At 62.1% G+C, this 12,513-nt stretch carries 13 protein-coding genes; 5 read left to right on the plus strand and 8 right to left on the minus strand.

Features of this window, described 5'->3' with window-relative positions; translation table 11 throughout:
• Positions 1-57: 57 nt before the first annotated feature.
• Positions 58-1,035 (minus strand): serine hydrolase domain-containing protein, encoded by a 978-nt coding sequence (locus AC6CH8_RS07325; RefSeq protein ID WP_498189653.1) that lies wholly within the window; start codon positions 1,033-1,035, stop codon positions 58-60.
• Between the two features lie 147 nt (positions 1,036-1,182).
• Here AC6CH8_RS07325 and AC6CH8_RS07330 point away from each other — a divergent pair, with 147 nt between their 5' ends.
• Complete coding sequence (locus AC6CH8_RS07330) at positions 1,183-1,692, plus strand: RNA polymerase sigma factor (RefSeq protein ID WP_420179727.1); 510 nt, start codon at positions 1,183-1,185, stop codon at positions 1,690-1,692.
• Between the two features lie 5 nt (positions 1,693-1,697).
• The gene (locus AC6CH8_RS07335; protein ID WP_498189655.1) at positions 1,698-2,702 is read left to right on the plus strand and encodes a hypothetical protein; all 1,005 of its coding nucleotides are present in this window, start codon (positions 1,698-1,700) and stop codon (positions 2,700-2,702) included.
• 67 nt (positions 2,703-2,769) lie between these two features.
• On the opposite strand, the gene AC6CH8_RS07340 is transcribed toward AC6CH8_RS07335, so the two are convergent.
• Complete coding sequence (locus AC6CH8_RS07340; RefSeq protein WP_498189657.1) at positions 2,770-5,559, minus strand: alpha-amylase family glycosyl hydrolase; 2,790 nt, start codon at positions 5,557-5,559, stop codon at positions 2,770-2,772.
• A 319-nt stretch (positions 5,560-5,878) separates the two neighbouring features.
• Between AC6CH8_RS07340 and AC6CH8_RS07345 the strand changes: the two genes are divergently transcribed.
• Positions 5,879-6,076, plus strand: coding sequence for a hypothetical protein (locus AC6CH8_RS07345; protein ID WP_054808810.1), 198 nt, complete (start codon positions 5,879-5,881; stop codon positions 6,074-6,076).
• Entirely contained in the window at positions 6,073-6,303 is a 231-nt protein-coding gene (locus AC6CH8_RS07350; RefSeq protein ID WP_054808809.1) for a hypothetical protein, read from the plus strand. Before AC6CH8_RS07345 ends, AC6CH8_RS07350 begins: the two co-directional genes overlap by 4 nt.
• 74 nt (positions 6,304-6,377) lie before the next feature.
• Here AC6CH8_RS07350 and AC6CH8_RS07355 read toward each other — a convergent pair whose 3' ends face one another.
• The 5 genes from AC6CH8_RS07355 to AC6CH8_RS07375 all read right to left on the minus strand — a co-directional run bounded on the left by AC6CH8_RS07355 (position 6,378) and on the right by AC6CH8_RS07375 (position 11,159).
• Entirely contained in the window at positions 6,378-7,421 is a 1,044-nt protein-coding gene (locus tag AC6CH8_RS07355; protein ID WP_498189660.1) for a lactonase family protein, read from the minus strand.
• A gap of 5 nt (positions 7,422-7,426) precedes the next feature.
• Positions 7,427-8,257 (minus strand): aldo/keto reductase, encoded by an 831-nt coding sequence (locus tag AC6CH8_RS07360; protein ID WP_498189662.1) that lies wholly within the window; start codon positions 8,255-8,257, stop codon positions 7,427-7,429.
• Positions 8,258-8,318: 61 nt separating this feature from the next.
• Positions 8,319-9,356 (minus strand): NAD-dependent epimerase/dehydratase family protein, encoded by a 1,038-nt coding sequence (locus tag AC6CH8_RS07365; protein ID WP_498189664.1) that lies wholly within the window; start codon positions 9,354-9,356, stop codon positions 8,319-8,321.
• Positions 9,353-10,324: an aldo/keto reductase gene (locus AC6CH8_RS07370; protein WP_091464631.1), complete on the minus strand. Its 972-nt coding sequence runs from the start codon at positions 10,322-10,324 to the stop codon at positions 9,353-9,355. The genes AC6CH8_RS07365 and AC6CH8_RS07370 overlap by 4 nt, the downstream gene beginning before the upstream one ends.
• A gap of 13 nt (positions 10,325-10,337) precedes the next feature.
• A complete protein-coding gene (locus tag AC6CH8_RS07375) occupies positions 10,338-11,159 on the minus strand; it encodes an aldo/keto reductase (protein WP_498189666.1) in 822 nt (273 codons plus the stop codon).
• 186 nt (positions 11,160-11,345) lie between these two features.
• Here AC6CH8_RS07375 and AC6CH8_RS07380 point away from each other — a divergent pair, with 186 nt between their 5' ends.
• Positions 11,346-12,221 carry a helix-turn-helix transcriptional regulator gene (locus AC6CH8_RS07380; RefSeq protein WP_498189668.1) on the plus strand — a complete coding sequence of 292 codons (876 nt, stop codon included), beginning with the start codon at positions 11,346-11,348 and terminating at the stop codon, positions 12,219-12,221.
• A gap of 62 nt (positions 12,222-12,283) precedes the next feature.
• Here AC6CH8_RS07380 and AC6CH8_RS07385 read toward each other — a convergent pair whose 3' ends face one another.
• Complete coding sequence (locus AC6CH8_RS07385) at positions 12,284-12,493, minus strand: dodecin (RefSeq protein ID WP_011773002.1); 210 nt, start codon at positions 12,491-12,493, stop codon at positions 12,284-12,286.
• Positions 12,494-12,513: the final 20 nt, after the last annotated feature.

Raw genomic sequence — 12,513 nt, forward strand, 5'->3', positions numbered from 1 at the left:
GTCGCAGTACAGCGCGTTTAGAGCCCTCAAAACGCGCTGTACTGCGACTCACTTGGGTTAGGAAGCTGCCACCGCGTTGAAGAGCTCGTTCGTGTCCACACCGCGGTCCGGGGTGTCCAGCACGTTGGTCAGGAACACAACGCAGCGATCCTGCTCCGGGAACATCCACCACTCCGTTCCGGACCAGCCCGGGTGCCCATAAATCCCCTGCGCGAAAAGCTCGGACTCATTGGCGGGCATCTGGAATCCCAGTCCTGTGTGGCGGAGCGGCTGCGGCCGGGTGGTGATGTGGGAAACCTCCCTGGTTCGGGGCCTCCGCATGGCAGCCAGCGTTGCGGGCCGAACAGCTTTTCCGGAATTCCGAAGGAGCTCAGTACCAAGATTGAGGAGATCCGTGGCCGTACCGAACAGGCCGGCTCCGGGATGCCTGTTCTTGTACATTGCCTGGACATCAAGGCCCGCAGTGTCGGTGCCGTGGACGGTGTGCGGGTTGGACTCCGTGTTAAACGTAAGGCCGTGTGCCCCGGTGTCAGTTGCCAAGGCCAGGAGCTGATCCTCGAACGGGCGTCCGTCGGCCCATTCGGCCATTGCCGCTGCGCCCTCGAAAGCGAGGTTGCAGTACTGGACCAGAGAGCCGGAGTAAAAGGCTTGCCCCGCTGAGGTGAGCGCCTCGCGGAGGGGAGTGCCGTCGTCGAGCGCTGGGTCGGAAATTCCGGAACGGTGGCTGAGCAGCTGCTCAAGGGTCACGGTGTCCGTGCGGCCGACGCCAAAGCCCGGCAGCGCGTCACCGAGCGAAGCTGCAAGCGCAAGTTTCCCCAACTCAACCTGTCGCATGACCGTGAGTGCACTGATCGGCTTGGTGACCGAGAACAGCGCGAAGTGGTCGTCGGCTGTGGCATGCCTGCCGCCGTCGGACCCGAAGGCCACAATGTCCTCAATGCCGTGGCTCGAAGCGACGCCCAGAACCGCTACCGGCACACGGTTGTGGGTTACCTGCTTGCGGGCCCAGTCTGCAGCGGGTCCTGTTTCCACCATGGTTGTTTACGCCTTCGTTCGGGGACTGTGCATCGAATCTATCGTGCGGCGCGGCAAACCTTGCCACCCCGTGTAACCCTGGCCGCCCAGCCGGAAACTATACAAGTATCCTGCAGTTCAGGGCTCTAATTATCAGGGGGAACAATCGTGCTTTCAGAGCGCGAATTGGCGTTCATCGCCATTCACAAAGACAGCTACCCATCCGTTTTCAAGTTCGTCTGCCGACGGGTTGAATCCGCGGAAGTAGCTGAAGAGATCGCGGCCGACGTGTTCCGGGTCGTATGGCAAAAATGGACCGACGATTCCCGCCCGGACCTCCCGTACCTCTTGACGGTTGCACGGAACCTGGTGGGAAATGCGTACAGGAGCCGTGACAGGCGCCTGGCGCTACAGGAAAAGCTGCGGACGACGGCGGTCCAACGGTTTGGTGACGACTCTGAGAACGTTGCTGTCCAGGACGCGATGGAACGCCTGCGCGAGAAGGACCGCGACATTTTGCAGATGGCGTACTGGGACGGTTTGGGGAGCGCCGATATAGCGAAAGTGCTGCAGTGCAGCGAATCGGCGGCTAAAGTCCGCCTTCACCGGGCACGGACAGCCTTCAGAAAACAACTGCCTGCAGGGGCCGAATCGACTACACAGAAGATGGGGGTCTGAAGACAATGGATCCGATCAAGAACCAGATATCAGCAATTGACCCGCTCACTATCGATCCAGTGGCGGAACCCAACGGCGAAGAAGCGCTCCACAAAATTCTGTCGGGCACCACGGTGTTCAGCGACAGCTGCCCGTTCGCTTCAGTGACGTCCCTGGAACAGCGCAGGCGACGCAAAGCCCAGATTGCCGGGGGACTGTTGCTCGGCGCTGCTGCCGTTACAGCGGGAGTGCTTGTGGCCGCCAACTTTGGCTCGATTAACACCGCGCCAGCGCCTGCCGTCACGGTTACCTCCACAGAAGCGACACCGACACCCAGCGTTTCGGTAACCCCAACGCCCACTCCCACGCCCTCAACTGCGCCGTCGGCAACGCCCACAGTGGCCGCGCCGATCATCACCCCGCCTGTTGCTCCTACGGTTCCGGCGGTCGCGCCAACAACTGCTCCGACGAAGCCGCCCGTTCCCGCTGCTACTTCCCAGACCTACACCTTCCCCGACGGACACATCTCCTTCACCTACCCGGTGGGCTGGACCGTCCGCCCGGAGCAAGGGCCTTCCGCGGGTGCCACCATCTTGGACAGCACCGGTGCCGAGGTTGCCTTTATGAACAGCGGCTTCTACGGCGACGGAACCGGTGGCCCTGTTACCAGGACGGTGTATGACCGCGCAGTGGTGCCAAGTCTCACGGACACATCCGGCAATCCCGTGGAGTTCGGCTTCGCGGCCAATCAGGCCAGGTATGTTCCTTACGGAGCACCCGCGGATAGTGCCCCGGTGCTTGATCCGCCGAGCTACTTCATGGACCTGCGGATTGCTTCCGAACTCCAGCCCGGTGAGACAGGGTCAGGATCCAACCAGATCCTGATGCCCAACGGGTACATGTCCGCACGTGTCATCTTCGACGTCAACGAGCAGCCAGCCTTCGCTACGCCGGAAGCTGCCAAGGCGTGGATGGGCAGCGCCCAGTATGGCCAGCTCAAGTCCATGCTCATGAGCGTGAGCTACAAATAAGCCCATCTGGGTAGCAGTTGAGGCCGTTCTGACAGCTCAAAACGGCCTCAACTGCTACCTACTTGGGTTAGCGGACGGTGACCAGATGGCTGGCGGGGTCGTACCGGAAGGTGACCGGTCCGCCGTCGTGCTTCAACGCGATGTTGCTGCCGTTCGGGGCTCCGGCCAGGCCGTAGTTCTCGGCCCATGAGCCGTTGATGGCGGCCTTGAACTCGTAACTTCCTGCGGCGAGATCGGGCACAGTGAGCTTCCAGAGTCCATCAGCGGCATCCAATGCCAGCTGGGCCTGGGCGCAGTCCGGCATCCAATCACCCGCGCAGCCGATCTCGGAGTTCAGGCTTCCCGGCACGGAGACCGCCGCTGGCTGCTGGCCCGGAACCGCTGCGCTGATCACGTTGGTGGCGTGGTCGTACAGGAACGTGACAGCGCCGCCAGCGTGCTGGAACACCACGTTGGGTCCGTCCAACTCGCCACCCGCACCGTAGTTTTCGTCCCAGGTTCCGTTAAGCGCAGCCTTGAACTCGTAGCTGCCCGCCGGCAGGTTGGGGACGTTCAGTTGCCACAACCGATGCGTCGGCTCGTAGCTCATGAGCGCTTGCTCGCAGCCCGGCTGCCAGTCCTCGGTGCAACCCAGTTCGGTGTTGAGGCTGCCAGCGACGGTGACAGTTTCGGGTTGGGTTGGTTCTCCCACGACGCCGCTCTTCGGCTCGCTCGTCGACGTCTGCCCGCGGTTGTCCAACACCACTGCGCGATACTCCACTGAGGACCCCGCCTCCACGGACGATACGTCGTGGAACACCTGGTAGGGCGCGTTGTCGTCGGTGCCGATCGGAGCCCACTCGCCGCCGGCCGTACGCGCCTGGAAGGTGACCTCGTAGAACGAGTTACCGTCGACGTCGGCCGTCACCTTCAGGCGGCTGGCGTCACCAGCTGCGGTGACCGGCTTCTTAAGCACGACGCCGGGTGCTGCCTTGGATTTGGCAAGTCGCCCCGCTGCTTCGTAAACCACAGCCGAAAGCGGCGGGACGGTGACGGCCAGGTTTGCCTGGGAGTCGGTCCTGGCGTGCTTGGCGGCGTCACCGTAGATCAGCTTGAACGGCTGCTTGGCTTCGTACGTGGGGATCGCCGCGGTCTGGGCGGTCTCGCTGTTGTTTACGGCAACGATGTACTCGCGCTGGTCCTTGGCGTCGATGCGGGAGAAGGCGTAGATCCCTGCACCATCCGCTGCGTAGCGGTTCTGCTGGGCACCGCTACGGAGCGTTGGATGCTCAGCCGTGAGGGCCGCGAGTTCGCTGATCTTTTTATACAGCGGGTGTTGGGTGTCGAAGTTGTCCGTGGCGTGGGTGGAGCTGGTGCCCAAGAGATCGTCATCCAGGTATTCCTGGACCTTGCTCGCGAACATCGTCTGCCGTGAATCCTGGTCCCCGCCGGCACCGGTGAAGCCCTGCTCGTCGCCGTAATAGATCACGGGGTTGCCGCGCGAGAAGTACATCAACTCATGGGCGAGCTCGTCGCGTTCCACCAGTTCGCCCTCGGTTGCTCCCACGTTGTCCTGGGCAATGAAGGTGCCGATGCGGCCCATGTCATGGTTGCCCAGGAAAGTAGGCAGTTGGTAGACGTTGGAGTCGGCATCCGTGTACCAGTCATCCCCATTGAAGAAGTCCGCCAGGCCGGTTGCCTTGCTGCTCTGGGACGCGAAGCTCCGGGCCGCTCCTTGGAAGCCGAAGTCCAGCACCGCCTGCATCTGGTTCTTGGTGGTGAACTTGGACGTGATGCTCTTGGAAGTGTCGAAGACCTCGCCGAACATGAAGAACTCGTCCTTGCCTTGTTCCTTGGCATAGCTGAGAACCTGGGGTCCGAACTGCTGCCAGAATTCGTCGTTGACGTGCTTCATGGTGTCGATGCGGAAGCCGTCGATCCCGAAGTCGCGGATCCACGTTTTATAGACGTCCATCATCCCGTTCACCACTTTCGGGTTCTCGGTGAACAGGTCGTCCAGCCCAAAGAAGTCGCCGTAGAGGGAGTCCTCACCGGCAAAGTTCGTGTTGCCGCGGTTGTGATAGAGCGTGGGGTCGTTCAGCCAGGACGGAACCTTGACGTCCTTCTCTGCCTCGGGGACCACTGGCGTGTACGGGAAGGACGTCGCCGGATCCAGCGTGGGGAAGTCCTGCGTCCCGGCATAGTCGCGGTCATCGAAGACCTCCCCGGCAGCGGTCAGATAGGGTTCCGCTTCCTTGGAAATGTAGGGAGCCGAGGCGGTCTCCTCATACTGGATCACGTCCGCGGTGTGGTTGGTGATGATGTCGAAGTACACCTTCATGCCACGGGCGTGTGCGGCATCGATGAGGGTCTTCAACTCGGCGTTGGTGCCCAAGTGGGGGTCGATCTGGGTGAAGTCCGTGACCCAGTATCCGTGGTAGCCGGCCGAACTGTTCGCCAGGGTGCCGTCACCCTGGACCGCCTTGTTCTTGAAGCTCGGTGTGAGCCACAGGGAATTGGTGCCCAGCCCTTGAATGTAGTCCAGCTGGTCCTGGAGGCCCTTCAAGTCGCCGCCGTTGAAGAAGCCTTTGCGGGTGGGGTCAAAGCCGGACACCATCGGATCGGTACCCAGCCCGCCGTCGTCGTTGGTCTTGGTGCCGTTGTTGAAGCGGTCGGCCATGACGAAGTAGAAGTTCTGGTCGCTGACACCGCCTCGGATTGAGTGCTGGGCGGCCGGATCGGGTGTGCTGGCTGGTGCGGCACCTGCGGGGAGGACGGCCGAGGCGGTGAGTGCCGCCGTCGTCAGCACAATTGCTGCGATTCGGCCGAGTGGTGGGCGCTGGGGGCAGAGGTGGTGTCTATTGCTGCGAGATAACAAGTGATGGAACCTTCCGCTAAGCGACGGTGCTGTGGGACAAGGATGCTGTGTGGCACGTCACAACTGTAAGCGCTTCCGTGATCTCATGCCATAGATAGCAGGCATTTCGGATTGCGACGGACTGCTTCGGGTTCCGTTTGTTGGAAGCGCTTGCACAGTTTCTAGCTGAAATTGCGCGGAATTTTCACTGTGCCTCTGCATGGCTCTGACAGGAAACGCTATGCACTTGCCCATAACCAAGACCGCGTGACTTGCATAGGGTTGAAGAGATCTGCTTCACAAAACGCCCCCGATCTACCTCCAAGGATGAGTTTCAACGATGAAGAGCATCGCCCTCCTGCGCGAACGAGCCACCCGCGTCATGCCTACCGGATCCCACTGCCCGGCGTCAGGCCTGTGGAGCCCGGAATCCGATCCCGATGCCGTTCAGGTTTTCGCGGAAGGCCACATCCTGCCGGCGCACAATGGCGTACCCACTGTGTGGCGCCGCCGCACTGCCGCTGAAGTGTCGGCATGACCAGCACCATCCTGAACAGGCCCGCCGATTACCGCCACGTACCGGCGGCAGAGTGGACTGAACTCAGCTCCGGCGATCCCGTGTGGATCTACGACGTGGCGTGGGGTGCCGGGACCGGCCGCGTGGATGATGTTTCGAAGCACCAGGAATTGCTCTGGGTCATCCTTGAACCGACCGGTCGCAGGCTCATCTGCGGAACGGACGACGTCGAGGTCTGGACCGTCTAAATAGACTCGCCGAGGTGGCATTTAATACCAATGTCTGAGCGGATCATACGTATTAAATGCCATCTCGGCGGTAGTTAAACGGCGGGAATCAGCACGCTCGGAGAGCCCGTCTCCACCCGACTCACAACGCCGTCCGGCAGCCCGGTTTCACGGTTCAGTTTGAAGCTCACGACGTCGTCCGAGCCTTCGTTGGCTACGTACAGCCAGCCTTCGCGGACCAGGTGGTGGCGCGGCCACTCGCCGCCGCACGGCACCTCCGCGAGGGGCTCCAGCTCAGCCCCGCCGTGGGACACCTTCAAAACACAAATGCGGTTGGATCCCCGCACGCCCACGTATGCGAAGCGGCCATCGGGCGAGAGCGCAATCTCCGCGCCGGCGTCGCCCTCTTTTGCCCCTGCTGCACTCGCCGGAACCATGGTGGTCAGCTCGTATGTGCCGTCCGGTTCCATCCGTAGGGCGGCTACTTCCACGGAATATTCGGTGTCCACAAAGACTGTTCCGCTGTGATGGCGGGCCATATGCCGGGGCCCGGAGCCCGCCGGCAGGATTACCTGGTGATCCAACTGCAGGCCCTCGCCCGGCGAGTACTGCCACACCCTGACCAGATCATGCCCCAAGTCTGTGGTCATGACACGGCCGTCCGGGAGCATCAGGCTTGAATGCGCCCGACTCGGGCGCGGCTCGTCCGGAGACGTTGAAGTGTGGGGATCGACGGCGGCTGCCGCACTCGTGCGCGAGGTGATGGCGCCGTCGTCGTCCAGTTCGTACAAGATCACTTGGCCGTCACCCCAACAGGTGGCCACAATAAAGCGTCCCTGCGGATCGGCGGCTACGTGGCAGGTCGCTTCGCCTGCGGGCCAGGGATCGCCAAAAGCCTCCAGCCCAGCATCCCCCGTCCGGCGATACGCGCGTACGGTCTTGCCTTCCTCGGCTACGGCGTAGACCACCGGGAGTGAAGGGTGCAGTGCAAGGAACGATGGTGAGTTGGCGGCAGTCGCCAAACCAAGGGACGTCAGCTGACCGTCATCATCGGCCGAAAGTGCGACGATGCCCTCGCCGTTGCCATTCCTGTCGGCTGTGTACGAACCAACCCAGATGAGCGTCTTTTGAGTAGCCATGGTGATCAGTGCCCCTGTACGTCTGAGTCCACACCGGCGTCCGGTCCGGCGTCGAGGGTTTGCAGCTTGATGAGGTCGTCGTGGTCCAGTTCGAAGTCGAAAATGTCCAGGTTCTCTTTCATGCGCTGCGGATTTGCGGTTTTGGGTATGGCCACCAAGCCCTGCTGGATGTGCCAGCGGAGGACCACCTGGCCCGGCGTCTTGCCGTACTTATTGCCGATGCCGGCCAACACTGGCGCGTTCAAGAGGTCGGTGCTGGCACCCAGCGGGCTGTACGACTCGGTGATGATGCCATTCGCTTCGTTGAAAGCCCGGGCGGCGGGCCGCGGGATGGAGGGGCTGACCTGGATCTGGTTGACCGCAGGAACAATATTAGTCTCCCTGAACAGCTGGTCCAGGTGGGAGGGCTTGAAGTTGGAAACACCAATGGACCGTGCTTTGCCGGAGGCCTGCAGTTCCTCGAAGGTCTTCCACGTGGACACGAACTCACCGCGGCGGGGGAGCGGCCAGTGGATCAAAAGGAGATCGACATACTCCAGCCCCAAGCGCTCCAACGAGCCGTCCAGCCCTGCCACGGCTTTGCCGGAACCTTGGAATTCCCCGTCCAATTTGGTGGTGATGAAGAGTTCTTCGCGATTCACCCCGCAGGCCCGGATGCCGTTGCCCACGCCCTTCTCGTTGCCATACTTCTTCGCGGTGTCCACGTGCCGGTAGCCGTGAGATACCGCCTCCACCACGGCATCGGCAACCTGGACATCATTCAACGGCCACGTGCCGAGCCCCAGTTGCGGGATCTTGTGGCCGTCGTTGAGTTCAATGAGCGGGGCAATTGTCATGCGCGTGATCTCCTTTGGGTCTGTTGCTGTTCTACGCTTGCCGCTTGCTGCTTGGCAACAGCTACCGCCGCGACCATTCATGGAACCGATCACTCAACTCCATAAAATCCTCGCTCACTATCTGCAGCTCAGGGTGGGCGTCGTGCCACGCGACGATCTCCCTGGCGCCGTCCGCGAACGGAATCGTGGCCCTGTAATCAGGGACGAGCGCCTTGATTTTAGAGTTGTCGAACACCACGGAGTGCGAGCGGTCGCCCAACAGATTGGGGCCGAGCTCGGAGCTGTGGGCTGCGATGGTGTCCGAAGAAACATGGAACAGTTCCGGTTCCTCCACCCCGGCCGCACGCGCAAACAAGCGGTAGATCTGGTTCCACGGCAGGAACTCGTCCGAGGTAATCGTGTAGCTCTCACCCACGGCTTGCGGCCTGCCCAGAAGACCGACGAACGCCTTGGCGAAGTCCCGGCTGTGGGTCAGTGTCCAGAGAGACGTTCCATCGCCGTGCACCATGATCGGCATTCCGGCCCGCATCCGGTGGATGTCGGTCCAACCGCCCACCATGGCGATCTTGGTCCGGTCGTAAGTGTGGGATGGCCGCACTACGGTCAGCGGGAAATCCTGCTCACGGTAGGCCTCGAATAGCAGCTCCTCGCAAGCGATCTTGTCCCGCGAGTACTGCCAGAACGGGTTCTTCAGCGGCGTCGATTCCAGAATCGGCAGCGTCGTGGGTGGCTTCTGGTAAGCCGAAGCGGAACTGATGAAAACGTACTGTCCGGTCCGCCCACGGAACATTTCCAACCCGGCCCGCGCCTGATCCGGTGTGTACGAGATGAAGTCCGCGACGGCGTCGAACTCTCTTCCTTGAAGTACCTCGCGCACGGCGGCGGCGTCCCGGACGTCCGCATGGAGTACTTCCGCGCCTTCCGGCACCGGCCTGCCGGCCGACCTTCCCCTGTTGAGGATGGTCAGCCGGTGGCCCAATGCGACGGCGCGTTCAGCCGCCGCCGCACTGATAACCCCGGTCCCGCCGATGAACAGGAAGTTCCGAGGCGAGACGGTGTCCGCCGCCGGTCCGAGGGCGTCGGGGAGGGAACTGCTCACCAGGCGTAGTCCTCGGGGGCAGTGCGGTGACCCGGGAAGATGTCGTCGAGGCGCTTGAGGGCGTCCTCGTTCAGGGTGACGTCCAGGGCGCGGATAGCGGCATCGAGCTGTTCCTGGGTTCGGGGCCCCACGATCGGGGCTGTCACCGCAGGCTGGTGAAGCAGCCACGCCAGCGCTACATCTCCGGGGGCGTGGCCCAACTCATCCGCAAAATCCTCGTACTGGCGGATCTGTTCCTCATGCTTCTTGAGGGTCTCAAGCGCCCGGCCCTCGGCACGGCGAACACCCTGCTCTTCCTTCTTCAGCACACCACCAAGGAGCCCACCCTGCAGCGGGGACCAGGGGATCAGGCCCAGACCGTATTGCTGTGCAGCCGGAATGACTTCAAGCTCAACTTCGCGCCTGAACAGGTTGTAGATGGACTGCTCGCTGACCAGTCCCGTGTAGTTCCTCCTCCGGGCGGCTTCCTGGGCTTGGGCGATGTGCCAACCAGCAAAGTTGCTGCTGCCCGAGTACAGGATCTTGCCCTGCTGGACAGCTACCTCGATAGCCTGCCAGATCTCGTCCCACGGCGTATCCCGATCGATGTGGTGGAACTGGTAAATGTCGATGTAATCCGTCTGCAGCCGCTTCAGGCTCGCATCGAGTGCGCGGCGGATATTGAGCGCCGACAGCTTGGACTCGTTGGGGCGGTCCGTCATGGTGCCATACAACTTGGTGGCCAGGACGGTGCGCTCGCGGCGCTCGCCGCCCTTCGCGAACCATCGGCCGATGATTTCCTCGGTCCAGCCGCGGTGCCCGGTTCCTCCGTACACGTTGGCGGTGTCGAAGAAGTTGATGCCGGAATCCAGTGCGGAGTCCATGATCGAGTGGGCTGTCGCTTCATCCGTCTGCGGACCGAAGTTCATGGTGCCCAGGCAAAGACGTGAAACTTTCAGGCCCGAACGGCCCAGATGCGTGTACTGCATGTTTGTCCTTTTCTTAGAGCTGGGTGAAAGCAGCGACGGCGGGATCGGACCCTATGCGGGCGCCCGCCTCAAGTGCCGTAATGGCTGCCAGTTCGGATTCGGTGAGGGTGAGATCGGCGGCGCCGAAGTTCTCGCGCATCCTCTTCGAGTCCGCGGACTTGGGGATCACAATCGTCCCCTGGGCGAGATGCCAGGCCAGAATCACCTGTGCAGGGGTAGTGCCGTGGGCAGCAGCCACCAGGGCCACCTGCTCGGAGTTCAGGTCCTTGCCCTGGCCCAGCGGGCTGTAGGCCTCCACTGCGATGCTGAGGTCGCGGCACTTGTTGGCCAGTTCGCCCTGCTGGTATGTGGGATGGACTTCAATCTGGTTTACGGCGGGAACCACATCCACTTCTTTTAGCAACGTGTCCAAGTGGTCCGAGAGGAAGTTGGAGATGCCGATGGCCCGGACCTGCTTGTCCTGGTACAGCTTCTCCATTTCCTTCCATGCCTGCGTGTAGAGGCCCTGCGACGGGACAGGCCAGTGGATCAGGTACAGGTCGATAACGTCAAGGCCCAAGGCGTCGCGGCTGCGCTGGAAGGCATCATGGGCCTCTCCTTGCTCCCCGTTGCGGAGCTTGGTGGTGATGAAGAGTTCTTCACGGGGAATGCCCGAGGCCGCGACGGCAGCGCCGACTCCTGCCTCGTTGCGGTAGGCAGCCGCGGTGTCGATATGGCGGTAGCCGGCTTCCAGGGCGTCTTCCACTACCTTCTGCGTTTCCTCAGCTGGTACTTGGAAGACCCCGAATCCGAGCTGGGGGATGGTGACGCCGTTGTTCAATGTCAGCTCTGGCATGACGGTCTCCTTCGACGGAATGGTTATGGTGGTGACACTCCAGAAAGCGTTTTCGGAGGCTCTGTACTGAGCCTATGCACTTTTGGTGGCAGAGTCAGCAATCCAACCTGATCCTGTTTTTCCTAGGTCTGGTAGTCCTACCCAAAATGGTGGTCTTTCACACGCCCCGAACGGCAGAATGGACGGATGGGTCAAAGCGCCGAGTTCGGTAAATTCCTCAAGGTCATGCGTGCCCGCCTCTCACCCGAGGACGCTGGAGCGCAAGAGTCCAGCGGTGCCCGCAGGGTGCCCGGACTCCGTCGCGAAGAAGTTGCCCGACTCTCCGGAGTGAGCACCGACTACTACACCCGTCTGGAACAGGGACGCAACATCCACCCATCCAAGGCGGTCCTCGACTCTGTTGCCCGCGCACTGCGACTTGACGCGGGGGAGCAGGCGCACATGATGGACCTGCTGGAGCACTGTGCGGGTTCTGCAGTCAACCCCGGCCCCGTGCAGAAGGTGAGGCCCGGGCTCCGGCAGCTGCTCGACGCCGTAGGCGATGTTCCGGCCATGGTGCTGGGCAGGCGCGCCGATGTCCTGGCCGGAAACCGGATGGCTCACCTGCTTTTCACCGACTTCACTGCGCTGCCTGCCGCGGAGCGAAACCTGACGCGCTGGATCATTCTGGACCCGTCCGCCGGGGCATTGTTCAGGGACTGGAAAACCGTGGCTGCTGAAGCCGTGGGCGCCCTCCGGATGGACGTGGGCCGGCACCCGAACGATCTGCAGACCAACCAACTCGTGGGCGAGCTTGCCGTACACAGCGAGCATTTCCGGCAGTGGTGGGCCGGGCACAGGGTGGCATCGCGATCCGCTGGAACTGTTCGCCTGCACCACCCGATTGTGGGTGACCTGGAACTGAACTTTGAGACGCTAAGTCTCCCGGACGACCACGACCAGATGCTGAGGGTCTATTCCGCGAAGGCCGGTTCGCCGTCGTCGGACGCTTTGACGCTGCTGAGCTTCGGTGAGGCGGCCGCCGTGCCCGAACCCGAACCCGCCCGCCGAGACGACAGTTAACGCCCATGTTTTCGGAAAACATGGGCGTCAACTGCCATCTCGCGGGGTGGGTAGAGGGGTGATCAGCGCTCCAGGCGGAAACCAAGCTTGATGGTGACCTGCCAGTCGGCCACGGCGCCGTCCTCAAGGTGGCCGCGGATTTCCTTGACCTCAAACCAGTCCAGGTTCCGCAGGGTCTGGGAGGCTGTTGCGATGCCATTCTTGATCGCGTCGTCAACGCCTTCGGTGGAAGTTCCTACAATTTCGGAAACGCTATATGTGTGGCCAGCCATGGTGCTCCTCATCAACGTCT

It is taken from the genome of Paenarthrobacter sp. GQ52 (assembly GCF_059759005.1).

What these genes read in the sequence shown, in the direction of transcription:
- AC6CH8_RS07375 (WP_498189666.1), bottom strand. Translation starts at nt 11,159, where the DNA reads ATGCCAGAGCTGACATTGAACAACGGCGTCACCATCCCCCAGCTCGGA.
- AC6CH8_RS07345 (WP_054808810.1), top strand. Translation starts at nt 5,879, where the DNA reads ATGAAGAGCATCGCCCTCCTGCGCGAACGAGCCACCCGCGTCATGCCT.
- AC6CH8_RS07370 (WP_091464631.1), bottom strand. Translation starts at nt 10,324, where the DNA reads ATGCAGTACACGCATCTGGGCCGTTCGGGCCTGAAAGTTTCACGTCTT.
- AC6CH8_RS07380 (WP_498189668.1), top strand. Translation starts at nt 11,346, where the DNA reads ATGGGTCAAAGCGCCGAGTTCGGTAAATTCCTCAAGGTCATGCGTGCC.
- AC6CH8_RS07355 (WP_498189660.1), bottom strand. Translation starts at nt 7,421, where the DNA reads ATGGCTACTCAAAAGACGCTCATCTGGGTTGGTTCGTACACAGCCGAC.
- AC6CH8_RS07350 (WP_054808809.1), top strand. Translation starts at nt 6,073, where the DNA reads ATGACCAGCACCATCCTGAACAGGCCCGCCGATTACCGCCACGTACCG.
- AC6CH8_RS07325 (WP_498189653.1), bottom strand. Translation starts at nt 1,035, where the DNA reads ATGGTGGAAACAGGACCCGCTGCAGACTGGGCCCGCAAGCAGGTAACC.
- AC6CH8_RS07360 (WP_498189662.1), bottom strand. Translation starts at nt 8,257, where the DNA reads ATGACAATTGCCCCGCTCATTGAACTCAACGACGGCCACAAGATCCCG.
- AC6CH8_RS07335 (WP_498189655.1), top strand. Translation starts at nt 1,698, where the DNA reads ATGGATCCGATCAAGAACCAGATATCAGCAATTGACCCGCTCACTATC.
- AC6CH8_RS07385 (WP_011773002.1), bottom strand. Translation starts at nt 12,493, where the DNA reads ATGGCTGGCCACACATATAGCGTTTCCGAAATTGTAGGAACTTCCACC.